The 25,342-nt window shown below is 66.8% G+C and carries 24 protein-coding genes and 1 tRNA gene; 14 read left to right on the top strand and 11 right to left on the bottom strand.

Translation table 11 applies throughout. The annotated features are described in order from the left end of the window. Nucleotides 1-132 precede the first annotated feature (132 nt). Together ACWDTD_RS18965 and rfbA are read right to left on the bottom strand one after the other, a co-directional pair. Complete coding sequence (locus ACWDTD_RS18965; RefSeq protein WP_449748689.1) at nucleotides 133-747, bottom strand: dTDP-4-dehydrorhamnose 3,5-epimerase family protein; 615 nt, start codon at nucleotides 745-747, stop codon at nucleotides 133-135. Between the two features lie 28 nt (nucleotides 748-775). After that, on the bottom strand, nucleotides 776-1,654 hold the full coding sequence (gene rfbA, locus ACWDTD_RS18960; protein WP_449748733.1) for a glucose-1-phosphate thymidylyltransferase RfbA: 879 nt from the start codon (nucleotides 1,652-1,654) through the stop codon (nucleotides 776-778). A 140-nt stretch (nucleotides 1,655-1,794) separates the two neighbouring features. Between rfbA and rfbB the strand changes: the two genes are divergently transcribed. Further along, the gene (gene rfbB / locus ACWDTD_RS18955) at nucleotides 1,795-2,799 is read left to right on the top strand and encodes a dTDP-glucose 4,6-dehydratase (protein ID WP_449748688.1); all 1,005 of its coding nucleotides are present in this window, start codon (nucleotides 1,795-1,797) and stop codon (nucleotides 2,797-2,799) included. 137 nt (nucleotides 2,800-2,936) lie between these two features. Beyond that, nucleotides 2,937-3,971, top strand: a complete 1,035-nt coding sequence (locus tag ACWDTD_RS18950) for a linear amide C-N hydrolase (protein ID WP_449748687.1) — start codon at nucleotides 2,937-2,939, stop codon at nucleotides 3,969-3,971. On the opposite strand, the gene ACWDTD_RS18945 is transcribed toward ACWDTD_RS18950, so the two are convergent. From ACWDTD_RS18945 to ACWDTD_RS18935, 3 genes are read right to left on the bottom strand one after another with little or no spacing between them, the layout of a single operon-like run. Then, nucleotides 3,950-5,026 carry a sensor histidine kinase gene (locus ACWDTD_RS18945; RefSeq protein WP_449748686.1) on the bottom strand — a complete coding sequence of 359 codons (1,077 nt, stop codon included), beginning with the start codon at nucleotides 5,024-5,026 and terminating at the stop codon, nucleotides 3,950-3,952. The genes ACWDTD_RS18950 and ACWDTD_RS18945 overlap by 22 nt on opposite strands. A 4-nt stretch (nucleotides 5,027-5,030) precedes the next feature. After that, nucleotides 5,031-5,747 carry a response regulator transcription factor gene (locus ACWDTD_RS18940; protein ID WP_449748685.1) on the bottom strand — a complete coding sequence of 239 codons (717 nt, stop codon included), beginning with the start codon at nucleotides 5,745-5,747 and terminating at the stop codon, nucleotides 5,031-5,033. Nucleotides 5,748-5,759: 12 nt separating this feature from the next. After that, on the bottom strand, nucleotides 5,760-7,190 hold the full coding sequence (locus tag ACWDTD_RS18935; protein ID WP_449748684.1) for a hypothetical protein: 1,431 nt from the start codon (nucleotides 7,188-7,190) through the stop codon (nucleotides 5,760-5,762). A 146-nt stretch (nucleotides 7,191-7,336) separates the two neighbouring features. Here ACWDTD_RS18935 and ACWDTD_RS18930 point away from each other — a divergent pair, with 146 nt between their 5' ends. From ACWDTD_RS18930 to ACWDTD_RS18900, 7 genes are all read left to right on the top strand, one after another. After that, on the top strand, nucleotides 7,337-7,993 hold the full coding sequence (locus ACWDTD_RS18930; protein WP_449748683.1) for a glycosyltransferase family 2 protein: 657 nt from the start codon (nucleotides 7,337-7,339) through the stop codon (nucleotides 7,991-7,993). A gap of 11 nt (nucleotides 7,994-8,004) precedes the next feature. Continuing rightward, entirely contained in the window at nucleotides 8,005-8,700 is a 696-nt protein-coding gene (locus ACWDTD_RS18925) for a TIGR04282 family arsenosugar biosynthesis glycosyltransferase (RefSeq protein ID WP_449748682.1), read from the top strand. After that, nucleotides 8,697-9,398 carry a class I SAM-dependent methyltransferase gene (locus ACWDTD_RS18920; protein WP_449748681.1) on the top strand — a complete coding sequence of 234 codons (702 nt, stop codon included), beginning with the start codon at nucleotides 8,697-8,699 and terminating at the stop codon, nucleotides 9,396-9,398. Before ACWDTD_RS18925 ends, ACWDTD_RS18920 begins: the two co-directional genes overlap by 4 nt. Then, nucleotides 9,395-10,609: a molybdopterin-dependent oxidoreductase gene (locus tag ACWDTD_RS18915; protein WP_449748680.1), complete on the top strand. Its 1,215-nt coding sequence runs from the start codon at nucleotides 9,395-9,397 to the stop codon at nucleotides 10,607-10,609. Before ACWDTD_RS18920 ends, ACWDTD_RS18915 begins: the two co-directional genes overlap by 4 nt. Beyond that, nucleotides 10,609-11,997 carry an S-methyl-5'-thioadenosine phosphorylase gene (locus tag ACWDTD_RS18910; protein ID WP_449748679.1) on the top strand — a complete coding sequence of 463 codons (1,389 nt, stop codon included), beginning with the start codon at nucleotides 10,609-10,611 and terminating at the stop codon, nucleotides 11,995-11,997. The genes ACWDTD_RS18915 and ACWDTD_RS18910 overlap by 1 nt, the downstream gene beginning before the upstream one ends. Then, nucleotides 11,994-13,094: an NAD-dependent epimerase/dehydratase family protein gene (locus tag ACWDTD_RS18905; protein WP_449748678.1), complete on the top strand. Its 1,101-nt coding sequence runs from the start codon at nucleotides 11,994-11,996 to the stop codon at nucleotides 13,092-13,094. Before ACWDTD_RS18910 ends, ACWDTD_RS18905 begins: the two co-directional genes overlap by 4 nt. A gap of 76 nt (nucleotides 13,095-13,170) precedes the next feature. After that, complete coding sequence (locus ACWDTD_RS18900) at nucleotides 13,171-13,713, top strand: hypothetical protein (protein ID WP_449748677.1); 543 nt, start codon at nucleotides 13,171-13,173, stop codon at nucleotides 13,711-13,713. 25 nt (nucleotides 13,714-13,738) lie between these two features. Here ACWDTD_RS18900 and ACWDTD_RS18895 read toward each other — a convergent pair whose 3' ends face one another. Continuing rightward, complete coding sequence (locus ACWDTD_RS18895) at nucleotides 13,739-14,641, bottom strand: alpha/beta hydrolase (protein WP_449748676.1); 903 nt, start codon at nucleotides 14,639-14,641, stop codon at nucleotides 13,739-13,741. 92 nt (nucleotides 14,642-14,733) lie between these two features. Between ACWDTD_RS18895 and galE the strand changes: the two genes are divergently transcribed. Next, a complete protein-coding gene (gene galE / locus ACWDTD_RS18890; protein WP_449748675.1) occupies nucleotides 14,734-15,753 on the top strand; it encodes a UDP-glucose 4-epimerase GalE in 1,020 nt (339 codons plus the stop codon). Here the strand turns inward: galE and ACWDTD_RS18885 are convergent. Then, nucleotides 15,738-17,810, bottom strand: a complete 2,073-nt coding sequence (locus tag ACWDTD_RS18885) for a DUF6541 family protein (protein ID WP_449748674.1) — start codon at nucleotides 17,808-17,810, stop codon at nucleotides 15,738-15,740. The genes galE and ACWDTD_RS18885 overlap by 16 nt on opposite strands. A 127-nt stretch (nucleotides 17,811-17,937) precedes the next feature. Here ACWDTD_RS18885 and ACWDTD_RS18880 point away from each other — a divergent pair, with 127 nt between their 5' ends. Then, nucleotides 17,938-19,389, top strand: coding sequence for an MFS transporter (locus tag ACWDTD_RS18880; RefSeq protein ID WP_449748673.1), 1,452 nt, complete (start codon nucleotides 17,938-17,940; stop codon nucleotides 19,387-19,389). Continuing rightward, the gene (locus ACWDTD_RS18875) at nucleotides 19,376-19,819 is read left to right on the top strand and encodes a MarR family winged helix-turn-helix transcriptional regulator (RefSeq protein WP_449748672.1); all 444 of its coding nucleotides are present in this window, start codon (nucleotides 19,376-19,378) and stop codon (nucleotides 19,817-19,819) included. The genes ACWDTD_RS18880 and ACWDTD_RS18875 overlap by 14 nt, the downstream gene beginning before the upstream one ends. On the opposite strand, the gene ACWDTD_RS18870 is transcribed toward ACWDTD_RS18875, so the two are convergent. The 3 genes from ACWDTD_RS18870 to ACWDTD_RS18860 all read right to left on the bottom strand — a co-directional run bounded on the left by ACWDTD_RS18870 (nucleotide 19,787) and on the right by ACWDTD_RS18860 (nucleotide 22,665). After that, nucleotides 19,787-21,052 carry an MFS transporter gene (locus ACWDTD_RS18870; protein WP_449748671.1) on the bottom strand — a complete coding sequence of 422 codons (1,266 nt, stop codon included), beginning with the start codon at nucleotides 21,050-21,052 and terminating at the stop codon, nucleotides 19,787-19,789. The genes ACWDTD_RS18875 and ACWDTD_RS18870 overlap by 33 nt on opposite strands. Next, nucleotides 21,049-21,717 (bottom strand): GntR family transcriptional regulator, encoded by a 669-nt coding sequence (locus tag ACWDTD_RS18865; protein ID WP_449748670.1) that lies wholly within the window; start codon nucleotides 21,715-21,717, stop codon nucleotides 21,049-21,051. Before ACWDTD_RS18865 ends, ACWDTD_RS18870 begins: the two co-directional genes overlap by 4 nt. A 264-nt stretch (nucleotides 21,718-21,981) precedes the next feature. Next, the gene (locus tag ACWDTD_RS18860) at nucleotides 21,982-22,665 is read right to left on the bottom strand and encodes a 4a-hydroxytetrahydrobiopterin dehydratase (protein WP_449748669.1); all 684 of its coding nucleotides are present in this window, start codon (nucleotides 22,663-22,665) and stop codon (nucleotides 21,982-21,984) included. A gap of 146 nt (nucleotides 22,666-22,811) precedes the next feature. On the opposite strand from ACWDTD_RS18860, the gene ACWDTD_RS18855 reads away from it, so the two are divergent. Both ACWDTD_RS18855 and ACWDTD_RS18850 read left to right on the top strand, forming a co-directional pair. Then, nucleotides 22,812-22,887: transfer RNA gene (locus tag ACWDTD_RS18855), tRNA-Thr, on the top strand. Between the two features lie 262 nt (nucleotides 22,888-23,149). Next, complete coding sequence (locus ACWDTD_RS18850) at nucleotides 23,150-24,337, top strand: Fic family protein (protein ID WP_449748668.1); 1,188 nt, start codon at nucleotides 23,150-23,152, stop codon at nucleotides 24,335-24,337. Nucleotides 24,338-24,516: 179 nt separating this feature from the next. Here ACWDTD_RS18850 and ACWDTD_RS18845 read toward each other — a convergent pair whose 3' ends face one another. Beyond that, entirely contained in the window at nucleotides 24,517-25,194 is a 678-nt protein-coding gene (locus tag ACWDTD_RS18845; protein ID WP_449748667.1) for a hypothetical protein, read from the bottom strand. Nucleotides 25,195-25,342: the final 148 nt, after the last annotated feature.

Below are 25,342 nucleotides of genomic sequence, written 5' to 3'. Positions count from 1 at the left end.
GTCGACGCGTCCGCTTTGCGGGTTCCGACATCGCCCACCTGCGCAAACAACCTGGCAGGAGGCGATTTTCGACGGGCACCCGATCATGTCGGCACACGTTTCGTGCCACCATGGCACGAATTTGCGGATGGATCAGGTGAGCGAGCGAAGGTAGGCTGTCACGTCGTCGAAATCGGGGAGCAGCCCCGATTCCCGGGCCTCACTCAGCCCGGGGGCCGCGGTGTCTTTCCCCGACAATTCGTAGGTCAGCGGTGACCCGTCCCGGGCTTCGGTGGGCCACGCGATGCCGATTTCCTCGTCGAGCGGATTGATCCCGTGCTCGGCAGTCGGGTTGTACCCGGTCGAGCACAGGTAGGTGACGGTCGAGTTGTCCGCGAGCGCACAGAACGCGTGGCCGAGCCCCTCCGACAGGTACACCGCACGGCGGTCGGTGTCGTCGAGCAGCACGGTGTCGTAGGTGCCGAAGGTCGGCGACCCCACGCGGATGTCGACGATGACGTCGAGGATGGCACCCGACGGACAGGTGACGTACTTCGCCTGTCCCGGTGGCACATCGGCGAAATGCACACCGCGCAGCACGCCGGCCGCCGAGACCGACAGATTCACCTGCGCGAGATCGAACCGGTGACCGATGACCTCGGCGAGCATGTCGGCCTTGAACGCCTCGGCGAACAGCCCGCGGGCGTCGCCGTGCTGCACCGGGGTGAACTCCCACGCCCCGTCGATCGACAGCGGACGGATCTTCACTCTCGCGCTCCCCTCACCGACACCCCGATCACCCGAAACCCTTGCCGCGGGCCAAGATGTCGAGCAGATAGTTGCCATAGCCCGACTTACGCAGCTTCTCGGCCCGCACCGCGAGCTCGTCATCACTCAAATATCCTCGCCGCCAAGCGATTTCCTCGGGTACCGCGATCTTGAGTCCCTGCCGCTGCTCCACCGTCCGCACGAAATTGCCTGCGTCCAACAGTGAATCGAAGGTCCCGGTGTCCAGCCAGGCCGTCCCGCGCGGCAACACCTTCACCGCGAGTTTCCCCCGCTCGAGATAATGCGCATTCACATCGGTGATCTCCAACTCACCCCGCGCACTCGGCGTCAGATTCCGCGCGATCTCGATCACGTCGTTGTCGTAGAAATACAGACCCGGAACCGCATAATTGGACTTCGGCGCCACCGGTTTCTCCTCCAGCGACACCGCCTGCCCGTTCGCGTCGAAATCCACCACCCCGTACGCACTCGGATCGGCCACCCAGTAGGCGAAGATCGCACCACCGTCGAGATCCTCGAAGCCCTGCAACTGGCTACCCAGGCCCGGCCCGTAGAAGATGTTGTCGCCCAACACCAGGGCCACCGACTCCGAACCGATGTGATCGGCACCCAACACGAACGCCTGCGCCAAACCATCCGGCGAGGCCTGCGTCACATACGAGATATTGATCCCGAACTGACTGCCATCCCCCAATAAACCCGAAAAGGCCGCCGCATCCTTCGGTGTCGTGATCACCAGAATGTCGCGAATACCCGCCAGCATCAGTGTCGACAGCGGGTAATAGATCATCGGCTTGTCGTACACCGGCACCATTTGCTTGCTCACACCCTGGGTGATCGGATGCAAACGCGACCCCGTGCCACCGGCCAGAATGATTCCGCGCATGTCAGCAAGGGTAAGGGTGCGCGCGGTGCTCCGCACGCGCGTGCGTCACCACCTGAGTACAGTCCACAATGACCGCTTGGTCATCTGACCCCTGTGAACAGCTGATGGCACTGTGAACACCTGACGAGGAGGAGCCGACGATGCGGGTTCTGGTCACCGGCGGCGCCGGGTTCATCGGCGCCAATTTCGTGCTCCGCACCCTCTCCCAACGCCCCGACGCGCAGATCACGGTGCTCGACAAACTCACCTATGCCGCGAACCCGGAAACGCTCACGCCCGTCGCCGACAGTGTCGAACTGGTGCGCGGCGACATCGCCGACACCGACCTGGTCGATCGCCTCGTCGCCGACACCGACCTCGTCGTGCATTTCGCCGCGGAGTCGCACAACGACAACTCGCTGGCCGATCCGTCGGCATTCATCCAGACCAACCTGGTGGGCACGTATTCGCTGCTCGAGGCGGTGCGGCGCCACGACGTGCGCTATCACCACATCAGCACCGACGAGGTCTACGGCGACCTCGACCTCGACGACCCGGCACGGTTCACCGAGGCGACGCCCTACAACCCGTCGAGTCCCTACAGTTCCACCAAGGCGGGGAGCGATCTGCTGGTGCGCGCCTGGGTGCGCTCGTTCGGGGTGCCCGCGACGATCTCCAACTGTTCCAACAACTACGGCCCCTATCAGCACGTAGAGAAGTTCATTCCGCGCCAGATCACCAATGTGCTCTCCGGGGTGCGGCCCCGCCTCTACGGCGACGGACGCAACGTGCGCGACTGGATTCACGTCGACGACCACAACGACGCGGTGTGGACGATCATCGACAAGGGCGAGATCGGTGAGACGTACCTGATCGGCGCGGACGGCGAGGTGGACAACCGCACGGTTGTCGAAACGATCCTCGAGTTGCTCGGACAGCCGCGCGACGCCTTCGACTTCGTCACCGACCGGCCCGGCCACGACCGCCGCTACGCCATCGACTCCACCCGGCTGCGCACCGAACTGGGTTGGCGGCCGAAGTTTGTGGACTTCCGGTCGGGATTGGCCGCCACCGTCGGCTGGTACCGCGACAACGCCGGCTGGTGGCAGGCGGCCAAGGAGTCGGCCGAGGCGAAGTACGCGACCACCGAGAAGGTGGTCGGCTGACGAATGCGCTCCTGTGACGGTCCGAGTCGCGAACTTGTGCCCTGATCGTCGAGTCCTGCGCACACGAAGCGACGAGCGGTGTAGTTGTACGAAGGAAAGCCCTCAGCGTCAGGGCGTCCACGATGGAGGAGAGACACATGTGTACAGGGATCAAAGTCACGGCCAAGAACGGTGACGTCTTCTTCGGCCGGACGATGGATCTCGACATCCCGATGTTCGGCACCCCGGCGGGTCTGCCCCCGACGTTGGACAACATCGTGGTGATCTCCAGCATCCCGGCCAACACCGAGATGTCGAGTCCGCTGACCGCGTGGACCAGCAAGTACGCCACGATGGGGGTGGGCATCAAGGGCACCACCATCCTGCTCGACGGCATCAACGAAAAGGGCCTGGCCGGCGATACCCAAGTTCTCATGGAATGCACCCGCGGCTCCGCAGACGACATCGCCGCGCGTAAGCAGACCGCCGTACTCGGCGAGGAGTTCGTCAGCTACATCCTCAGCCAGTTCGCCAGCGTGGCCGAGATCCGCGAGAAGTACACCGACTTCGCACTCCTCGACCAGAAGTACTCGGCCTTCGGCCTGAACATCTCGATGCCGCTGCACTACTGCTTCGTCGACACCACCGGTGACGGCATCGTGCTGGAGCCGGTCGAGGACGGTTCGTTCAAGATCTACGACTACGCCGGCGCCTACACCAACAGCCCCGAGTACGACTGGCACCTGGTGAACATCCGCAATTACCTCGGCCTGACCAACGTCGACCCCAGTTCGCCGAAGAAGTTGCCCACCGGGTATGAGCTGCAGCCGATCGAGGGCGGCACCGGCTTCGGCATGTTCGGGCTGCCGGGCGACTACACCGCGCCCTCCCGCATGGCACGAGCCTTCAACCTCGCCGCCTACCTCAAGCCGTTCGACCGCGACAAGGGCATCGCCCAGCTGTACGCGGCCTTCCGCACCGTGATCATCCCGCCCGGTCTCGAACACAAGGGAGACACCACCTCCTGGAGCGACTATTCGCGGTACTGGGCCGGATACGACCTCACCGAGCGCAAGCTGTTTGTGCAGACCGGTGAGGGCCTGGCCATCACGTCGAAGACGCTCGACACCTCGGCGACCGAGACGACCTTCGACGCCATCGACACCGGCGATTACGTCCACTCGCTGGACTGAGCTCGGGGCGGCAACCGCACCTCGAACCGCGCCCCCGACGCAGTGTTCGACGCGCTGATCGTGCCCGCATGGGCCGTGATCAGGCCGCGCGCGATCGCGAGTCCCATCCCCGAGCCCACCGGGATCGCGTCCGCCCGGCCCGGTGTGCGCGCCGCGGAGCCGCGGTAGGCCATCTCGAAGATGCGCGGTAGGTCGTCGGGGTCGATCCCGGACCCGGAGTCGTCGACGCGGCACCATGCCACCGCGCCGCCGGGAGCCGTCGCCGTGGTGGCGGCCCCGGGGTGCTCGTCGACGCCGGTCGCGATGCGTACCGATCCACCGGGCGGGGTGTGGGCGAGCGCGTTCACGGTGAGATTGGTCAGCACCCGCGACATGGCGTGGGAGCTGCCGACGATCTCGACGGCGTCCTCGGGTGCGTCGACCTCGATCGTGACGCCGACGCGCGCGGCCACCGAGCGCACCGACCCGACCACCTCGTCGATCACTTCACGCAGGTCGATCTCCTCCATGTCCAGCCGGAGGGTTCCGCCGCTGATCGTCGACATCTCGAAGAGGTCGTCGACCATCGCCGACAGCCGGTCCACGTCGCGTCCGATCTGCTGCGCGAACTCGATCACCTCGCCGGGCTCGGTCACCACGCTGTCGGAGAGGGAATCGGCCAGCGCCTTGATGTCGGTGAGCGGGGTGCGGAGGTCGTGGCTGACCCACGCGATCAGTTCGCGCCGCGAGCGCTCGGCGGCGCGTTCCTGCTGACGCATCTGCCGTTCCCACACCGTTCGGCGCGCCTGGATTCGGCCCAACAACAGCGCCGCGGGCACGGTGATCACCGCGACCGCGGCGAGCACGGTGATCGTTCGCCGAAGGTCACCGGTGAACATGAGCCCGCTCACCGCGAACACACCGACAAACGTGGCCACCAGCGGGATCAACGTCATGATGACCAGGCTGAGCAGCAACGACATCTTCTGTTGCCACCACAGGAACAGCGCTCCGCCGACCACGAGCGGCGCGGTCCACATCAGCGCGACGGCAAGGATTCGCAGTGTGTCGGTCATCGTGTCACTCCCCGGGGCGCGACTCGTCGACGAGCGGACCCCGGACCCAGCGGTAGCCTCTCCCCCACACCGTCTCGATCCGTGACGCGGAACCGAGTTTGGTGCGCACGCGCTTGACGTGCACCGTCACCGTCGACTGATCGCCGAACTTCCAGCCCCACACCTGCTCGAGCAGTTCGTCGCGACTGAACACCTGGTCGGGGTGGGTCATCAGATGAACAATCAGATCGTATTCACGTTTGGTGGTCGACAACGCACGCCCGCCGACGGTGACCAGCTGTGCACGCAGATCCACGACGACGTCACCGCCGTGGAGATGATCGGGCTCGCCCGCTTCGCGTCCCGGCGGCGGGGACGTGCGGATACGCCGCAACACCGACTGCACCCGCAGCGTCAGCTCGCGGGGACTGAATGGTTTGGTCACGTAGTCGTCGGCTCCCGATTCCAGGCCCAGCACCCGATCATCGGTCGAACCGAGTGCGGTGAGCAGGATCACCGGGACATCCCGGTGATCACCCATCCGGACGTCACGACACACCTCGATGCCGTCGAGCCCCGGCATCATCACATCGACGACGGCCAAATCGATGTCACCACTGTCGATTTCGGCGAGAGCAGAGATTCCGTCGGCCACCGCGACCACCTCCATGCCCGCGTGCCGCAGGTAGCGCCCCACCACATCGAGGACCACCGTGTCGTCATCCGCGACCAGGATGCGCATCACACCCACCTTTCACCAGTACGTGAGGACGAGGTGATTCACGACGAGTGCGAGCACAACCTGCCCACCCAGCCACCATCGCCGGTCACGGATGGGCAGCACGGCGGTCGCCGTCACCATCCACAAGGTGAAGGGTAGCCAGATTCGTTCGGTCTCGGCTTTGCTGAGCGCACTGAGGTCGGCGGCGGCGAGCGCCGCGAACCCGGCCAGCGCCGGCCACAACTCTCTACGACGCAGTACCGACAGGTCGGTGAGTCGGGCGAAGGCGGCCACCGTCGCCGGACCGACCGCGATCGCCGTCGCCGCCAGATTCGCCCACCCCCAGTAGGCGAACGGCCGCTGCGACGCGATGCCCTGGTAGTACCGCTCGACGACGAGGTGGTACCCGTCGAGCCACCAGAAGCCGGTGAGAGCGAAAGCGGCGACCACGGCGAGCGCGGCGGCGAGCGCCCAGGGAATCGGCCGCCACGAGCGCGCGGCCAGCAGCACTGCCGCGGCCATGATCCCGGACAGCACGAGCCCGTAGTTGAGGAACAGCGCGAAGCCGAGCAGTAGGCCCGCACCGATGGCGGCCGCGGCCGACCTCGAGCCCACGGTGGTTGCCGCGATGGCCAGCAGGGCCAGTCCCCACGCCACCACACCCATGTAGTAGCCGTCGGCGCTGACGCCCACCCAGATCAGACCCGGGAAGAACGCGAGGAACGGTGCGGCGCGGCGGGCGCTGTCGAGTGAGCCGAGCCGCTCGAGCGTCACGATCGCCGCCGCGATACCCGAGGTACCGATCGCCACGCACCACAGTGCCGCCCACCCGCCGCCACCGAGGCCGACACGATCGAGGATGACGAACGTCAGCAGCGAACCCGGCGGATGCCCCGACACGTGCGTGGTCCACGAGTCGGGCTGATGGTCGAGAATACGCGCCGAGAATCCGGACAGCATTCCCGAAATACTGTGCACACCAGGAACTTCGGCCAGATACTCGTCGGGTCTCACCAGCCGGCCGGCAACCCCCCGCTGCCAGCCGTCGACGAGTGCGAGACTCATGGTCCACGCGGCGCCGATCCCCCATGCCCACAGGGCCAGCGGACCGATCCGCAACGACGCCAGTCGGGACGGAATCACCGACACCGCCGCGACAGCCAGGACGACCGCGGGCACGGTCCCCGGTCCGAGGTGCGGCAACCACTTCCCGAACAGCGGTGCCGCGTCGGCAAAGATTCTGCCGCGCAGGCCATCCCCGACAAGCAGCGGTGTCACGACCGCAGCGGCGACCAGTAGGGCGGCACCGGCCACGGCCGTCAGCGAGCGTCGGCGTAACCGGTCGCGCGGGGGCGCAGTCGATTCGGCGCCGTCGGATTCAACGCCGTCGGATTCGGCGACGTCGGATTCAACGCCGTCGGATTCGGCGACATCGCCTACCCGTTGCTTCGGGAAGAGGGTCACGACACCGCAGCCTAGCCACCCGCCGACATGGGCGGATGGCTCCGCGGCCACTCGTCACACTTCCGTAAGACCCGGCGGTGCGCCGTCACATTTCCGTAAGCACGAGCCTGCTGACCGCGCCCTGTGCTGCTCCTACGCTGGGCCATGTGAATCCCGACGACATCACCGTCATCATCCCCTGCCGCAACGAGGCATCGGCGTTACCCACTGTGCTGCAATCGATTCCGGAGTGCTACGCCACGCTGGTGGTGGACAACGGGTCCACCGACACCACCGCCGAGGTCGCGCGCACACACGGCGCCCGGGTGATCGCCGAACCACGTCCCGGATACGGATCCGCAGTGCACGCAGGCGTTCTCGCCGCCGAGACATCCGTCGTCTGCACGATCGACGGCGATGGATCGCTCGATGCCGGAGAACTCCGGCATCTCGTCGCAGCACTCCAGGGCGGTGCCGACGTGGCAGTGGGAAGCCGACGCCCCGTCGGGGCCGGCGCGTGGCCGTGGCATGCCCGGGCCGGAACCAGACTGGCCGCCTGGCGATTACGACGCCGCTTCGGGATCATCGTGACCGACATCGGCCCGATGCGGGCGATTTCCCGCGATGTGCTCATCGACTTGGGCATCGAAGACCGCAGATCCGGCTATCCGGTCGAGTTCCTCGTGCGGGCAGCGCAAGCCGGCCTCACAGTGGCCGAGGTCGACGTGTCGTTTCGCGAGCGGAGTGCGGGGCGATCCAAGGTCTCGGGGTCGGTACTGGGTTCGCTTCGTGCCGGACACGACTTCCTGGCGGCGTTGTCATGACGGGGAGTGTCGTGACGGGGGGTGTCACGACGGGGGCGATCCTCATCGTGGCGAAGGCACCGGTCCCGGGGCTGGCGAAAACCCGTCTGGCACCGGAGTACGGGCCGGTGGGAGCGGCCCGGCTGGCTGCGGCCGCGCTGCTGGACACCCTGCGTCATGCTCGGGCGACCGGAGCCGCTGTGGTGGTCTCCTGGCACGGCGATCTGCGCTGCGCACAACGATCGGAGGAGATCTCCGCCGAGCTCGACGGCTGCACGGTCGTGGCGCAACGCGGTGACACCTTCGCCGACCGGCTGGTCCATGCACACCGGGACGCCACCGCGAGCGGTGCCCGACATGTTCTCCAGATCGGCATGGACACACCACAAATCGGACCTGCCGTGTTGAGTCGATCATTGTCCTGGATCGTCGACGGCCGTGCAGACACCGCGTGGCTCGGCCCTGCCGCCGACGGCGGCTGGTGGGGACTGGGACTGACCGGCGGCGCGGGCGCCGAGGCGCTCGGCGACGTCCCGATGTCGCGGGTCGACACCGCCGCCAGAACCGAGACGGCACTGCGCCGCGCGGGACTGGTCACCGAGCTCCTGCCGATGGTCTGCGACGTCGACCGGCCGGAGGACGTGCCGACGGTGGCGGCCTCGTGTTCCCCGACAAGCGAATTCGCCGTCGAAGCGGCGTCTTCCGGAGCGATCGTGAGTGCCTCGTGACCATTCCGGCGGACCGCCATCTCAGGACCGAGGAGATCGACATCACGCTCGCGCGTGACTCGCGATCACCGGCCCGGTTCGACCACGCGCTCAGCGGGGTCCACGGGGTGCTTCGCACCGCGGACGGGCGCTGGTCCGACATCCCCGTCGCCCGCTGGCACGGCGCTTCCGACGACACCGCCGATCGCGAGTTCGACGACGCCGTGGTGCGCCGGTGTGACGGACCGACGATCGACCTCGGTTGCGGCCCAGGTCGACTGGTGGCAGCGCTGGTTGCCGGCGACGTGCCGGCCCTCGGTGTCGACATCTCGCGGGTCGCCGTGTCGGCGGCCCGACGGCGGGGGGTCGCCGTGCTGCAGCGCGACATCTTCGGCCATCTCCCCGGCGAGGGCCGCTGGGCTCACGTGCTACTGATCGACGGCAACATCGGCATCGGCGGCGATCCGGGGCTGCTCCTCGAACGAGTGGGTGCGCTACTTGCCCGCGGCGGCACCCTGATCGCCGAACTCGACGCTCATGTCGGGGGCGTTCAGGTGGACGTGGTCCGGACCGAAGGACGTCACGGCGCCGGTCCCTGGTTCCCGTGGGCCCGGGTCGGGGTCGACGGCATGGCCGCGGCCATGCGCGGCCACGGACTGGACCCGTTGAACATCACCGAGATCAGCGGCCGACTGTTGGTCGAGGCCGTGCGGCGATGAGCGATACCCGTTCACTCGACACCGCCGAACATGCCGACGGCGATGCCGACGCACCGCCGCGGACGGTGACCCTGGTCGGGCTCTCCCTCGGTGTCACGTTTTCGATCTGCTTCGTCACCGGAGTCCTCAGCCACCTGATCCAGCACCCACCGGAGTGGTTCAGTTGGCCGGCACACCCCGTGTGGCTCTACCGGGTCACTCAGGGCACCCATGTGCTGTCCGGGATCGCCGCCATCCCGTTGCTCCTGGTGAAACTCGGTCTGGTGTACCGCAAGCTTTTCGAACGGCCTCTGATCGGATCGCCGGTCCGGATGGCCGAACGCGGCAGCATCGGCGTACTCGTGGCGGCCGGGATCTTCGAACTCGTCACCGGCATCCTGAACATCGCGCACTGGTACCCGTGGACATTCTTCTTTCCCGCGGCGCACCACGCCGTCGCCTACGTGGCGATCGGCGCGCTCCTCATCCACATAGCCGTCAAGTTGCCGCTCATCCGGCGGGCACTCGGCGACGACGCTGGGATCGAGACCGGCACTGGGATCGAGACCGGCACTGGGATCGAGACCGGACCGGGGACCGAGACAAGCACCGGTGCCGAGGAGGACCACCGAGTCGGGACAGGACCCTCCCGGCGGACGATTCTGCTGGCCACGTCGGTGGGAGTGGGACTCGCCGTGGTCGCGTTCGCCGGGCAGACCATCACCCCGCTGCGGCGATTGGCATTTCTGGCGCCGCGATCGGGTGAGGGTCCACAGGGTGTACCCATCAACCGCACCGCGTCCGACGCGGGCATCACCACCGCGGCAACCTCACCGGACTATCGGCTCACCGTGGTCAACGGCACTGCCTCGCAGACCTTCACGATCGCCGAACTGGAAACCACAATGCCGCAACACACCGTCACCTTGCCGATCGCGTGTGTGGAGGGTTGGAGCGCGTCCGCCCAGTGGACAGGTATCCGGCTCCGAGACCTTCTGGCCACGGTCGGCGCGCAACCCGGATCGATGGCGCGCATGGTGTCACTGGAACGGGGCGCCTACGCCATCGCCGACATCCCCGCCGCCCAGGTGTCCGACGACCTCACACTGATCGCGTTGTCCATCAACGGAAACCGGCTCAATCTCGATCACGGCTATCCCGCTCGGCTCATCGCACCGAACCTTCCGGGCGTGATGCAGACCAAATGGCTCGCCCGGATCGAGGCACACTGATGAGCGCAACCCCCGCCCGCGCCGCGTTGATGGTCGTGGGTGCCTGCGGCATCGGGTACGGAGTGTTTCTCACCGTGACCGCGGTGGCGCGAACCGACTGGTCGTCCATGGTCGGGTGGCTCGCCGGTGGCGTGATCGCCCATGACGCCGTGCTCGCGCCGATCTGGTTGGCGGTGTGGTGGATTCTGCGACGCACCCTGCGCGACCGCGGCCGCTACGTGCCCGTCGCCATCGCGCTGGCATTCACCGGGGTCCTCACACTGCTGGCGGTTCCCGTGCTGGCGCCACGACCGGCCGGGCAGGCGCCCGCCTCGAATCCGACGCTGCTCGACCGCAATTACCCGGCCGGGCTGGCAGTGGCGGTCGCGGCGGTGTGGGCGATCACCGGGATCTGGCTGGTGCTGCATCGCATAAGGACCCGTGGGCAGGCACCCCCTGGCGTGAATCCGCTACCGGCAGTTGTCAATCCGACGTCCGATCACAGAGGAGAGATCATATCCGACAGAGAAGTATCCGAGAGTGACACAGGTGCAATCGGAATCATCGGCGGCACCGGCTTCTACGACTTCTTCCACACCGACGTCAGCACCGTGGACATCGAGACGCCGTTCGGCACACCGTCGGCCCCTCCGGTCGTGGGAACGGTCGACGGCCGACGGGTGGTCTTCATCCCGCGACACGGAAACCACCACGATCATCTTCCGCACGAGATTCCCTATCGCGCCAATCTCTGGGCGCTGCGTTCCCTCGGCGTGACGACCGTGATCGCCGCCGCCGCGGTCGGCTCACTCGACCCGGACGCCGGCCCCGGCAGCCTGATCGTGCCCGACCAGCTCATCGACCGCACCGCGGGACGTGCGGCGACCTTCTTCGATCGTTCGTCGGTGGGCGATCATCCGCACGACCCGGTGCATCTCTCGTTCGCCGATCCGTACTGCGATCGCATTCGATCGGCGCTGTGCGACTCGGATGCGGCGATCACCGACGGGGGTACCCTCATGATCATCGACGGGCCCCGTTTCTCCACCCGCGCCGAAAGCCGGATGTATGCCGCCTGGGGTGCCGATCTGATCAACATGACCGGACAACCGGAGGCATCGTTGGCCCGTGAACTCGGAATGTGTTATGGCACACTGTGCCTCGTCACCGACCTCGACGCCGGTGTGGCGCCGGGCGACGGTGTCGGGGCGTCGGAGGTCTTCGCACAGTTCGCCGCGAACCTGCCCCGGCTCAAGGCATGCGTCAAAGCTGCGATCTCCGGGATCGATCCGGACGCGCAGTGTGAGTGCAGCACAACAGATCACGATATCGAGACGCTGAGCGCCCACATCCTCGCCCATCGGCGCCAACAGGACGGTCCGGCAGTCCGCGGCGGGATCTCGCGATGAGCCGCGTACTGGTCACCGGCGCAGCCGGATTCATCGGGTCACGGGTGGCGGCGACGCTGGCCGATCGTGGTCACGACGTCGTGGGTATCGACGCGATGCTGCCCAGTGCGCACCCGGCGGCGGCCGATCCTCCTCCGGGTGTCTTCATGGTCGACGTCACCGACGCAGCCGCACTCGACACGGTGCTTCCCGGCGTCGACGTGGTGAATCATCAAGCCGCACTGGTCGGTCTGGGTCTGGGCTTCCACGATGCGCCGGAGTTCGCCCGGAACAACGACCTCGGCACCGCCACATTGTTGGCGGCCATGCACCGCCACGGTGTGCGTCGACTGGTCGTGGCATCGTCGATGGTCCTCTACGGCAACGGTTGCCACGTCGACGCGTCCGGCACTCCGCTCGTCGACGTGCCCGAGCGACGGCCCGCCGACCTGCGCGCGGGACGTTTCGACCACGTCGGCCCCGACGGGTGCGACACCCGCTGGGCCCCGACCCCCGAGCACGCGCCGCAGGCGCCGCAGAATCATTACGCCGCAAGCAAAGCCGCACAGGAACAGTATGCGCGCGGGTGGGCGGTATCCACCGGGTCGCACACGATCGCGCTGCGCTACCACAACGTGTACGGACCCCACATGCCGCGAGACACCCCCTACGCGGGGGTGGCGTCGATCTTCCGGTCGATGCTGGCCGCCGGCCGGGCACCACTGGTGTTCGAGGATGGAGCCCAGATGCGCGACTTCGTCCACGTCGACGACGTCGCCATGGCGAACGCCCTGGCCGTGGAGGCACTCGTCGACGAGGACTGCGGTCCGCCTCGATCATCGTTCGACGCATTCAACGTCGCTTCCGGGGTACCGGTGAGCATCGGCACGCTCGCCACGATCCTGTCCGACGAACTCGGCGGCCCGTCACCGATCATCACCCACGATTTCCGGCTCGGCGATGTGCGCCACGTCGTGGCCGACCCCACCCGTGCGGCGCAGGTGTTGGGATTCCGCGCGCAGATCGGTCCACACCGCGGCTTTCGCGCTTTCGCCCACGAACCGCTCCGCGGAGACTCCCTGCACCCCAATGATCGGGTCACGATGTCATCCCAATGAATTACCAATGCTAACGATCGGACGGGCACCTCCGACATCGTGGATACCACTATCCACCAATTGCCCGGAGGTTCTCATGCGCACGATCGTCTCGAAGGCTTCACGCCGGGTTGCCGTCGCCCTGGCCGCACTGACCATCGCCGGCGGGGCGGGCGCCGCGGTGACCCCGCAGGCGTCCGCAGCACCGTCCGCAGCAGCCACCCAACCGGGCATTCACCGGGTGGATCAGCTCGGCGACGTCACCTACCAGGCACTATTCGCCGCGGGCGTCCAGGTCTACGAGTTCGTCGGCTTCTACAAGCAGACCGACGCCTACAACCCGCCCCTGTACTACACCGTGCTGCGCAAGCTGCACAATCCGCGCGACGGTAAGGCGGGAAGCAAGCGCTACGGCTTCCTCGGATTCGGGCCGGGCACCGTGCTGCCCGAGTTGTTCGGCATGTATCCGCAGACGCACCCGACCACCGCCATCAGCTTCGCCTACACCTCCCCGTTCGATTCGCGCACCGGCAAGCCCGTCCCCCAGGGACGCAGCCAGTGCATCACCGCGCCGTCGGTCGGACCGATCGGCCCGCTGACCGGTGGCGGCGCCTGGGTACGCAGCGTCTGCTACGGCTGAGCACCCGGGAACCGACGGCGCGACGTCACACCGGCACCACGTCGCGCAGGAATGCGATCTCGTCGGCAACCACCTCGTCGAACGCGTCGCCGACGTAGATGTCGAAGTGCCCGTACGGGTATCGCCGGCACGTGACCCGCGGGTTGCGGCCGGCCGCGCGGATCGTCGGACGCACCGGCGCTACCGTGTCGGGGTCGCATGCGGCGATGAAGGTGGGGACCGTGATCTTGCCGACCTTGCGGGCCGGAGCGGACAGCAGAACCGACAGCCCGATGCGGGCGGCGACCTCGTTGCGGAACGTCGAACCGGGCGCCACCAGCGCCAGGTAGCCGGGTTCGGCGTCGGGCGCGGTCATCAGCGCCGCCTGGTGTCCGGTGCCGACGAGCGCGACGGTGACCGGTCCACGGCCCGCCACGCTCGACGCGAGGTCGGCGACGCCGCGTGCGGTCACCTTGGCCGCCGAGATCGGATCGAGCGCCAGGGTGGAAGCGATTCCGCTCGTGAAGGGGCACTGCGCGATAGCCGCGGCGAGTTCGGGGTGCCGCGCGGCCAGCGTCAGCGCATGGCCACCGGAGAACGACGTACCCCACACGACGATGCGGGCGGTGTCCACGCCGTCTAGTGACCGGACGTAGCGGATGGCGGCCTCGTAGTCGGCGAGTTGTCGGCGCACCGAGAGCAACTGCCGGGGTTCCCCGTCGCTGTCGCCGAAGTGCCGGTAATCGAAGACGAGACAGGCGTAGCCTGCGTCGGCGAACCGCTCGGCAAACGTGTCGAGACGCATCGTCCGCACACCGCCGAGCCCGTGCGCCATCACGATCACCGGGGGGTTGGCATCCGTTGTCGAGCCGGATTCTGCCGAGGGCCGGTACAGCCATGCCCGGATCGTCGTCCCCGACGACGTGAACTCCACATCGGTTCGCAACATGCCCACCTCTGAATCCTCCGCTGCACCGTGACGGCTCCATCTCACAGCATCCTCCGTGGCGGCCACCAGGTGCACCCCTTACCGTGGTTTCCATGCGCGTACTCGTCAGCGGCGGCGCCGGCTACATCGGCTCGCACACCGTCATCCGTCTCGTCGAAGCAGGCCACGACGTGGTGGTGGTCGACGACTTCAGCAATTCCAAGCCGACGGTGATCGCCCGGCTCGAGGCGCTGACCGGCACCCACATCCCGGTGCACGCCTTCGACCTCACCGACGTCGACAAGACCGAGAAGCTCTTCGAGCACGAGGATCTCGACGCGGTGATCCACTTCGCCGGATACAAGGCGGTCGGCGAGTCGGTGGCCAAGCCGCTCGACTACTACCAGAACAATCTGGACACCACCTTTTCGCTGCTGCGCGCGATGGGCCGACACGACGTGCGAACACTCGTGTTCTCGTCGTCGGCGACGGTCTACGGCTCCGAACCGGTGCTGCCGATGACCGAGGATTCGCCGACGTCGGCGACCAATCCGTACGGGTGGACCAAGGTGATGATCGAGCAGGTGCTGCGCGACGTCGCCGCCAGCGACCCGTCGTGGCGGATCGCCGCCCTGCGTTACTTCAATCCGGTGGGCGCGCACCCGAGCGGGCAGATCGGGGAGGACCCCAGCGGCATCCCCAACAATCTGATGCCGTTCGTCGCGCAGGTGGCGGTGGGCCGTCGGGCCAAGCTCTCGATCTTCGGCGACGATTACGACACCCCCGACGGCACCGGGGTGCGCGACTACATCCACGTCGACGATCTCGCCGCCGGACATGTCGCCGCACTGACGCGGATCAGCACCGGCAACGACCCCATGTCGACGTGGAATCTCGGTACCGGACAAGGGGTTTCAGTGCTCGAGGTGGTGCACGCGTTCGAGCGGGCCAGCGGTCGGCCGATTCCCTACGAGATCGCGCCGCGTCGTGCCGGCGACATCGCCGCGTCCTACGCCGACCCCACCCGCGCCAACAAGGACCTCGACTGGTTCGCCACCAAGACGATCGACGACATGTGCGTGGACACCTGGCGCTGGCAGTCGAACAACCCGGACGGCTACCCCGACGCCTGAAACACCTTCTCGTTCACGCGGTATACGGTCGCGTTGCCCTGCCGGAACACCTCGGTCAGGCCCGGGGTTCCGTGCTCGCGCAGTTCGAGGAACGGGTCGCCCTGCACGCCGTGTTCCGGGTCGGGTACACCGTTCTGGAACGGCCAGTAACTCGGCGGACTGTCGATCACGTACCGCACGTTCATATCTCGCACGATCCCGTCGATGTACGGGTCCGTCCCGATCTTCGATGTCCCCCAGAACAGGTCGCGCTGACGCTGCGAGAAGTCGTTGGCGCGGTAGAACGCGAACATCGGGGTGAGTCCGGTGACCGGATAGATCCATCCGGTGCCCTGATCGAGATTGTTGAGGATCACCGCGTCGTGCGCGTCGGGTTGCCGCTCCAGCCAGTGGTAGGCGGCCAGATCGTCGGGTCCGACGAACTTGCCACCACGCTCCTTCGACGCGATCTGCGCGTTCACCGGGTAGCGCCACACCCCGCCGGCGGCGATCAGCGCGAACAGCACGGCGACGGCGGTCGGCGCGAGCCAGCGTCGGCGGGAGGCCGACGAGTCGTCGGTACCGAGTCGTGCGGCCCATCGCGCAACCGCCAGTGTCGCCATTCCCAGCGCGATGCCCGCCGCGGCAGCCGAGAACAGCGACACCACCAATGTCAATCGGTGCGGGGAGTTGTAGAAGTAGCCGCCGATCGCACCCAGCGGATACGACAGCGGCCCCAAGGAGACCACCGAGTTCGCGGTGACCAGCACGAACACCACCCAGGCCGCGAGGCCGCCCCAGCATCGCAACCAGATCAGCGCGCCGGCACCGGCGATGGTGAGGACGATCAGCACCCACACCGGATACGACTGCGTGGACAGCGGCACCGTGCCGTTGAACGCCGCCTGCGCCAGTCCGTCGAGCACCCCGACCGTCTCCACCCGGAAGTCGAAGAACGGCAGTTCGTTGGTGTCGGCCACCTTGATGGTGCCCAGCACCACCGGGAACGCCAGCACCAGGGTGAGCGCCCCGGTCACCACCAGCGTGACGATGTCGCCGAGGCGACTGCGCACCGGACGCCACAGCGCTTCGAGCAGCCACCACAGCCCCACGATCACCCCGACCAGGATCAGACCCGAGGGGTGCGTCGCGGTGACACCGCAGACCGCGACCGCCGCCGGCAGCACCCGCCGCCGATCCCGCACCGCGCTGATGGTGAGGATCGCCGCGACCGGCGTCAGGGACACACCGACCGCGTTGGGCACCGAGGTGAGCTGCACCTCCACGTACGGCAGGGAGGGAAACAGCGCCGACACCGCTCCCGCGGCACCGGCCAGCAACGCCGACGTGGTGGTGTCGTACCGGTGCCGGGCCATCCAGTAGGCGAGTGCGGCCACCCCGAACGTCACCGTGATCGCCAGGGTGGCCGGCGAGTAGGTGTTGTAGGTCTGGACGGGGTTCGCGCCGGTCAGCGGCATGGTGAGCGCACCGAGCGCATGCCAGGTGTTGGGGTAGTAGTTGAAGCCGTGGGTGTCGTAGTTCATCAACTCACCCATGCGCAACGACGACCCGATCCCGGTGTCCGCGATGAAGCGCAACGAACTCGCGTGCCACAGGGAGTCCCACACCTGCGGGATGTTGTTCAGCCCGGCGAAGGCGGTCTTGGCGACGGGCCGGATGCAGGTGATCACGATGATGATCGCGCCCAGCGCGATCCCCACCCCGGCGCGCAGTGCGGCGGTGAGTCCGAACGGCCGGTCAACAGCGTCGTCGTCGGTGTCGGGTGAGCCCACGGCAGGCACCGGGGCCAGTCGACGTCCCACCCGGGTGCGCAGCGCCAGGGCGTAGAGCCAGGCCAGCGCGACGATGACCACGGTGCCGAGTAGCGCGGTGAGCAGGTTCCATTCGATGCCGACGGCCCCGTAGAGCACGGTGAGCACGTGCACGACGGCGAAGGTGATCGGCGGACCGGCGGCGATCGCGACGGGCCACGGCAACGTCATCCGGCGGCCCACCAGGGCGCCGGGAACGATGAGCAGGACCGCGGTGACCACGCTCACCCAGGCACCGAGCAGCACCGACCTCGTCCTCTCGCCACACACCTCCGACGCCCGTCCACCCCGGCGTCCCGAACTTTGTGCAGGTTACCCGCGATCACCGGGTGAGCAACCACCGGACCAATGCTTGTAGGTCTACAATATTTGTATGCTCACAACAATCTCCCGGGATCTGTCCCCCCGGCGCAAGATGGCCATTCTGGCCACCTGTTGCCTGAGCCTGCTGATCGTGTCGATGGACGCGACCATCGTCAACGTCGCCCTCCCGTCGATCCGCACCGACCTGCACGCCGACGTCTCGCAGCTGCAGTGGGTCATCGACGTCTACACGTTGGTCCTGGCCAGCCTCCTGATGATCTCCGGCGCCGCGGCCGACCGCTACGGGCGACGACGGGTGTTCCAGATCGGACTGACCACGTTCGCGATCGGCTCGCTGGCGTGCAGCCTGGCGCCCACCGTGGGTGTGCTCATCGCCGCGCGCGCTCTACAGGCGATCGGCGGGTCGATGCTCAATCCGGTCGCGATGTCGATCATCACGCAGGTCTTCGTCGATCCGCGCGAACGCGCCCGCGCGATCGGCGTCTGGGGATCGGTGGTCGGGATCTCCATGGCCGCGGGCCCGATCATCGGCGGGCTCCTCATCGACCTGCTCGACTGGCGAGCGGTGTTCTGGATCAACCTGCCCATCTGCCTCGCCGCCATCGTGCTGACCGCGCTGCTGATCCCCGAGTCGCGGTCGCCGGTGATGCGGACCCTCGATCCCGTCGGTCAGGGCCTGGCCATCCTCGCGTTGGCCGGAGTGGTCTACGGCCTCATCGAGGGCCCCGAGCAGGGGTGGGGTTCGGCCCGCACACTGACCGTGTTCGCGGTGGCGATCGCATCGTTCATCGGGTTCCTGGCCTGGGAACGCCGGCACTCCGACCCATTCATCGACCTGCGGTTCTTCCGCAGCGTGCCGTTCTCGTCGGCGACGATCATCGCGATCTGCGCGTTCGCCGGCTGGGGTGGGTTCTTGTTCCTGATGTCGTTGTATTTGCAGGAGATTCGCGGTTTCAGCGCGGTGGGTACCGGCGCCATGCTGGTGCCGCCCGCGGTGGCGGTGCTCATCTGTTCGCCGCTGTCCGGACGGGCCGTGGCCCGGTGGGGCACCCGGCCGTCGCTGGTCATCGCGGGCATCGCGCTGCTGGTGAGTTCGGCGCTGATGCTCACCATCGACGATGCGACGTCGATCCCGGTGATCGCGACGATCTTCGCGGTGTTCGGCCTGGGTTTCGGCATGATCAACGCGCCGATCACCAACTCCGCCGTCGCGGGTATGCCACGACATCGCGCGGGCGCCGCATCGGCGGTGGCCTCCACCAGCCGTCAGATCGGGGTGAGCCTGGGTGTCGCGCTCGCGGGCAGTGTCACCGGGTTGGCCACCTCGGCGACCGGCGCCCACTTCACCGATGCGATGGACACCATGTGGTACATCGTGATCGGTTTCAGCGCAACGATTCTCGCGCTCGGCATCGCCTCGACCACCACCTGGGCGCACCGCACCGCCGACGCGGTGTCGCGCGGACTCATCGAACCGGAGATGTCCGATGCCCGCATCTGAGCCCGCGGCACGCCACCCCGACGACGACCTGACCGCGCAGGTGTGGCGCGCGATGACCGGTCTCGTCACCGATTCACGCGACGGCTGGAAACGTGAGGTGATCGCCGCCACCGGATTGCCGTTCAGCCGAATTCGAGTGCTGCGCAGGCTCGCAACGCGTCCGATGACCATCACCGAGATCGCCGCGTCGGCCACCATCGACGCGCCGGCCGCCTCGGTCGCCGTCTCCGATCTCGAGTCGGGAGGCTACGTGGTCCGCGAACCGTCGCCGCGCGACCGCCGGAGCAAGCAGGTGCGGATCACCGATGCCGGACGCGCGTTGCTCGCGCGGGCGTGGACGGTGCCCGACCCTGCCCCCGAGGTGCTCCGCTCGGCATCGGCCGACGATCTCCGGGTGCTACGGGACGTGCTGCTCGGTGGTGACCGCTGAGCGGTGTCGGCGATGGCCCGCGATGGCCACGGCGAGGCACACCAGCGCGGCCACCACGCCGAACACGAACATGTCGGTGTAGGTGACGGTGTGCCAGGTCCCGGCGATCAGCGCCAGCACGGCGGGCACCGCGAATCCGAGATAGGTGACGCTGTAGAACACCGCGGTCAGACCGGCGAGGTCGTCGGGTGTCGCAATTCTCTGGACCTCGAGCAATCCGGCGATCATCGCCATGCCGTATCCGCAGCCCAGGACGGTGGCGGCCAGCAGCGACAACCAGATGGTGAGCGCGTGCGCGGCGAGCGCGGCCAGACCCATGCCGACGGCCAGCACGATCAGCGCGCTGGCCACGCCGCGCACCCCGTCGGGATCGTCGATACGCCGGCCCAGTGACTGCACGCCGAATCCTGCCGCGAGGCCCAGCACGCAGCACAGCGCGGCGAACGCGATGGGCGCACCCGATGTCCGCGCCGACATCAGCGCCGGGATCACCGCATACGCCGATGCGCACGCCCCGAATACCCACGGCGCCACCGGCAGCACCACGAACAGGAATCGCCGATGACCGGCCGACGGTATCTTGAGATCGTCGATCAGACGCCCGGGTTCGGTACTGCGCGTGCGGGTTTCGGGTGCGCGCAGGATCAATACGGCGGCGAGTACGGCGAGCGAGATGTTGACGATGTAGGCGAGCACGTGCGGCCACGGCGCCCACTGCGCCAACGCACCGGCCACGCCCGCGCCGATGCCGAATCCGGCGGTGAGACTCATCGCCGCCCGGCGTGCGCCGGCGGCCGGACGGTCCCCGGCACGCACCGATAGCTCGGTGATCCAGCTGCCGCCCACCGCCATCGACAATCCCAGCGCGATACCGCTGCACACCCGACCCACCGAGAGCAAGGCCACCGAGTTGGCGCCGAGCGCCAGCAGCAGCGAGCCGAGGGCAGCGAAGACGGGGGCGGGCAACATCAGCGGGCGGCGCCCGAGACGATCCGACAGCGGGCCGCCGATGAGCAATGCGGGCACGATGCCCAGCACATAGAGGAAGAGCAGGCTGTCGACGACGACGGGCGAGAAGTCGCCGCCCTGCCGGTACATCACCAGCAGCGGGGTGAATTCGTTGCCGCCCCACGCCGACGCGAACACGGCCAGCGCCACCGCTGTCCAGGTGGCGCGGGTGACGGTTCCGGCGGTCGTGGTGGGGGTGCCGGTGTCGGCGGCGGTGGTGCTCATCGCCCTGCACCGCCGGGAATCCGGTGTGCGGGAACCTGATGCACGCTGGCGATGTGGCGACGCAGCATCGAGTCGAACTGCGCCACGTCGCGAGCCTCGATGGCGGTCACCAGTTCGGCGTGTTCGGTGAGGATGCGTCCGACCACCGCGGGGTCGCGGTGCATGCTGGCGGTGGTCATACGGCGATGCCGTTCGCCCAGTCCGAGGTAGAAGTCGGCGAGAAGTCCGTTGTGACCGGCGGCGACGATGATCTGGTGGAACTCGGCGTCGAGGCGGCCGAAGTCGGCGATGTGATCGGCCGGTACCGCCCCGTGCGCGTCGAGGTTGCGGCGCAGCCGGGTGAGCAGATCGTCGAGCGGCATGGGGTTCGCGGCGAGTCCGCGCACCGCATGGGTCTCCACGAGGATGCGGGCGTCGATCACGTCGTGCGCCTCGGTCTCGGTCACCGGGCACACCAGCGCGCCGCGCTTGGGGTAGAGGCGCATCCAGCCCTCGGCCTGCAGCCGCAGGAATGCCTCTCGCACCGGGGTGCGGCTGACCTCGCAGCGCTGCGCGATCTCGCCTTCGCTGATCAGCTCGCCGCCGGCGATGACGTTGGTCAAGATGAGCTCCTTGACCTCCGCATACACGCGGTCGGCGGCCGACTCGGTACTGAGATCCAACATAGATACAAGTTGTACACCTGCCTTGCCGGGTTGTCGAAACACTTTGCGGATCGTCACCGTGGTCGTCCGCTTCGGTCATTGCGATAGTTCCCGAGGCTGGTGTGTGGTGCAGTTTGCTGTCACATTCGATGAGCAGGCGCGCGTGTGGACACCGAGATCGGGATACTCCATACGAGGTAGGACGCACCGGCGCTGCCTCGGGTTTCCGGCTCGAGTTTCCGGAGGGGCTCGACCGCGCCCGTCTGCGTCCGGTGTCGTCCTATGTCAGGTGTCGTCGCGTTGCTGCCACGTGCACAGGCACACCTCGTTGCCCTCGGGGTCGGCGAGCACCCAGAACGAGGGCGCGTAGCGGTCGGTGAGTAGCTGGCCGTCGGCGGCCAGGGCAGCCTGGATGCGCTCATGGACGACGTCGGCGGGAACCCACAGGTCCACGTGCATCCTGCTGCGCTGCGGGCGCGGCTCGTCCATCTGCTGAAACCACACCGGCGGCAGCAACCCGTCGGGGTCGACCAGGTCGGCCTCGAGGTTCTCACTGCCGACGGCGTCGAGTTCGGTGTAGCCGAGAACGGCCTTCCAGAACGGGCGCACGCGCGCGATGTCGAGGGCGTCGATGGCGAGGTCGAAGCGTTCCGGTGCCGGCAGTGCTTCGAGTTCCATGTCGCCGGCGATCTGCGAGATCGTATTGGCCAGTGCCACATCGGCTTCGGTGAGTCGTTGCGCGCTGTGGGTGGTCAGGGTGAGGTGCACCGCACCGTAGCGGAGGTCGATGTCGGGGTGGTGGTTGGCACGTTCGGCCGCGTAGACCACCCGGGTGAGGAAGTCCATCCCGCGGACCATCGACCCGGTGCGGAACGAGGCGCGCAGCGAGTTGGTGATCACCCGCCAGGGGTCGGCGACGGCGGCGGTGGCGTCGGCGGCTGAAACAGGTGAGTTGGTGGGTCCGGCCATGGTGCCGACAATACGACGACTCACCGACCACGAGACGCGGACCGGAGAATGATCCGACCGCGGCCGAGGTGCGGCGGAGCGCGCCGGGCGATTTTTGCCGGACGGCCCGGGGTCGCTACACTCGTGGGCGCTGCCTCGCGCAGCACGCCGCCCTAGCTCAGTCGGTAGAGCAATTCACTCGTAATGAATAGGTCAGGGGTTCGATTCCCCTGGGCGGCTCCACTAGAAAACGCAGGCAAAGGTGGGTTTCTGAGTCTCGTTGCGGCGCCAGCCCCAACCGGAGCGAGGCTGTCAGCACACACTGAGCACACACGGCCGGAAGCTCGAAGAACGATTCTTGTGTGCACTGCGGCAAACCCCGTCTTTGCCCAGCAGCTCGTAGTGACAAGCAACGACGGCCTTCAGTTGATCTCTCATAGCCAATACCAAGTGACGTTGAGTTTCATAGATGTGACTTCAACCGAAAGCCGCCTACACTTGGTATGTGCAGTTAGAACGCTTCGCTAGCAGTCCGATTGGGAACCTGCGACCGATCTCTGGGACCGATGGACGCAACGGCAGAACCTACGAACACGCCGCCTATATAGCCCACCCACTGTCGACCGAGCCGGTTCTATCCGGACAGACCTGGCGCGCAGTCACCAGCGCCAGCAGGGCTCTCGCACAGCTAGATCAAGCTTCCCGACAGGTACCAAACCCCCGCATCCTCCGCCGTCCGACACTCACTCGCGAGGCTCAGAGCACGTCGGCGCTGGAAGGAACCTTTGCGCCGATCGATGAAGTCTTGGCGGCGGACGAGAGCGACACCGAGGACTACAGCGCGGAACTGGTTGAAGTGATCAACTACATCCGCGCAGCAGACGATGCGTTCGATTTCGTTGCGGAGCAACGAGTTATCACGACATCGCTGATCGAAACAGCCCACAAACAGCTTGTCGACGGAACGGAGTCCGAAACCCGCGATGCTGGGCGTGTGCGACGCTGCCAACTAGCCATCGGCAGTCCCGACGGAACTATCGAATCTTCTCGCTTCGTTCCGATGCCTCCCGGACCCGATCTCGAAGCGTCGGTACGCGACCTGATGACGTGGATGAACGACTCGACCGCCGCGCGTGACCCGTTGGTCGCAGCGGCCATGTCCCACTATCAGTTTGAAACCCTTCACCCATTCAATGACGGGAACGGCCGTATCGGCCGTCTGCTCATCATCCTGCAACTGATGGTCGACCGCCTGTTACAGGAACCTCTCCTCAGCGTGTCACCGTGGTTCGAAACGCGCCGGAGCCAATATCAAGACGAACTTGCGAACGTATCGGTCTCCGGCGAATGGGACTCCTGGGTTCAGTTCTTCAGCGCTGGCGTAGAGGCCTCCGCTATCGATACCGCCAACCGTGTCAACCTGATGCTAGACGCCCAGCGCGACTACTCCCAGCGGCTACAAGACTCCGGCTACCGCGGCGGTCTAGCGCGCGACATCGTCGAGATACTGGTCGAGTCACCGATTGTGCGAGTGCCCAATCTCGCGCGACGGTTTGGAAAGTCCCCACAAGGAGCCGATCAAGCTGTGCAGAAACTTGTGAAGGTCGGGGTTCTCACCGGACCGTACGGAACCTATCGCAAGTTCTATGTCGCAAATGAAGTGCACCGCGCTATCACCTCACGGTCCGTCTAGTACGCTATCGCCGCTGCGCGGCAAAGCCTTTCAAGTCCGCTTGGCCGCCCCTAGCCCGCCGACAGGCCTCTCAAAGCCCTATAACGCTGTTCAGATCCGGTTTCGGCGTTTGCCCCAGACTCGTACGCATTTTCGAGGACAGACGCGGCGAGGAAAGACCGTCGCTCGAGCGTCGCCAACTATTCGTAGCCGAGCGCCGTTCGTACCAGTCTTGACTGATCGAGGCTCGGCTCCGCGGGTGTGCCATCGAGCGTGAAATACGCTCCGCCATCAGCATGTTCGAGGTGAATGGTCGGCGCGAGAACGGACTCGTCGAGCGCTATCGCGTTGCTGATGAAGTTGTCCCAGCCGACCGATATCTGCGGCGCCTTCCATCCCTGGGCCTTCATGAACGCATAGGTGTGCGCGGAGAGGCTTTCGGGGACCCAGCAGCGCACGAGAGTGGCCAGATAGTCCTTGATCAGCCGCGCCGTCTGCAATTGATCCTTGGCGAGTTCAAGTTCCAGCGCGATGTGATTGCGTAACGCACGAGGTTCGCCGCCATATCCCGCCCGAATCGTGAAGCTTGCGATCGGGCAGTCGTCCTCGCCGACCTGATAGAACTCCACGTTGAATCCCGGTCGGTTTCGTGGCCCCTTCCAGAGGCGTTCGGTTGTGCGCTCGATGTGCCCGGCTACATCGGCGAGTTCGCTCATATCTACATCGACGAGCTCGACTCGGCGTCCTTTCGACTCGGTGACCACCCACCGGGACGACTCCGGTGTCGGCACCTGGGCTGCTGTCGACACCATGCGCCGGGCGACGCCGTCAAGGCTTTCCACGCGGTCACCCCACCCACCAATCACATCGAACTTCACGGTCATCCTTTCGGTGGTATCAGTTTGACTCGGATACGGTCGCCGAGCCCGAGTGTCAAGGGACATGTAGAACTGCCCACTGGTGGCCATCAAGACTGCCCGTAGGCGGTCACGTGGGGGTGCCCGGTGGCGGCCATGAAAGTGCCCA

It is taken from the genome of Gordonia sp. NPDC003425, assembly GCF_053588635.1.
Note: the sequence above shows the minus strand (reverse complement) of the source record. Positions and strands in the feature narration are given on the sequence as shown.

What these genes read in the sequence shown, in the direction of transcription:
- rfbA (WP_449748733.1), bottom strand. Translation starts at nt 1,654, where the DNA reads ATGCGCGGAATCATTCTGGCCGGTGGCACGGGGTCGCGTTTGCATCCG.
- rfbB (WP_449748688.1), top strand. Translation starts at nt 1,795, where the DNA reads ATGCGGGTTCTGGTCACCGGCGGCGCCGGGTTCATCGGCGCCAATTTC.
- ACWDTD_RS18950 (WP_449748687.1), top strand. Translation starts at nt 2,937, where the DNA reads ATGTGTACAGGGATCAAAGTCACGGCCAAGAACGGTGACGTCTTCTTC.
- ACWDTD_RS18945 (WP_449748686.1), bottom strand. Translation starts at nt 5,026, where the DNA reads ATGACCGACACACTGCGAATCCTTGCCGTCGCGCTGATGTGGACCGCG.
- ACWDTD_RS18940 (WP_449748685.1), bottom strand. Translation starts at nt 5,747, where the DNA reads ATGCGCATCCTGGTCGCGGATGACGACACGGTGGTCCTCGATGTGGTG.
- ACWDTD_RS18915 (WP_449748680.1), top strand. Translation starts at nt 9,395, where the DNA reads ATGAGCGATACCCGTTCACTCGACACCGCCGAACATGCCGACGGCGAT.
- ACWDTD_RS18910 (WP_449748679.1), top strand. Translation starts at nt 10,609, where the DNA reads ATGAGCGCAACCCCCGCCCGCGCCGCGTTGATGGTCGTGGGTGCCTGC.
- ACWDTD_RS18905 (WP_449748678.1), top strand. Translation starts at nt 11,994, where the DNA reads ATGAGCCGCGTACTGGTCACCGGCGCAGCCGGATTCATCGGGTCACGG.
- ACWDTD_RS18900 (WP_449748677.1), top strand. Translation starts at nt 13,171, where the DNA reads ATGCGCACGATCGTCTCGAAGGCTTCACGCCGGGTTGCCGTCGCCCTG.
- ACWDTD_RS18895 (WP_449748676.1), bottom strand. Translation starts at nt 14,641, where the DNA reads ATGTTGCGAACCGATGTGGAGTTCACGTCGTCGGGGACGACGATCCGG.
- galE (WP_449748675.1), top strand. Translation starts at nt 14,734, where the DNA reads ATGCGCGTACTCGTCAGCGGCGGCGCCGGCTACATCGGCTCGCACACC.
- ACWDTD_RS18880 (WP_449748673.1), top strand. Translation starts at nt 17,938, where the DNA reads ATGCTCACAACAATCTCCCGGGATCTGTCCCCCCGGCGCAAGATGGCC.
- ACWDTD_RS18875 (WP_449748672.1), top strand. Translation starts at nt 19,376, where the DNA reads ATGCCCGCATCTGAGCCCGCGGCACGCCACCCCGACGACGACCTGACC.
- ACWDTD_RS18870 (WP_449748671.1), bottom strand. Translation starts at nt 21,052, where the DNA reads ATGAGCACCACCGCCGCCGACACCGGCACCCCCACCACGACCGCCGGA.
- ACWDTD_RS18865 (WP_449748670.1), bottom strand. Translation starts at nt 21,717, where the DNA reads ATGTTGGATCTCAGTACCGAGTCGGCCGCCGACCGCGTGTATGCGGAG.
- ACWDTD_RS18860 (WP_449748669.1), bottom strand. Translation starts at nt 22,665, where the DNA reads ATGGCCGGACCCACCAACTCACCTGTTTCAGCCGCCGACGCCACCGCC.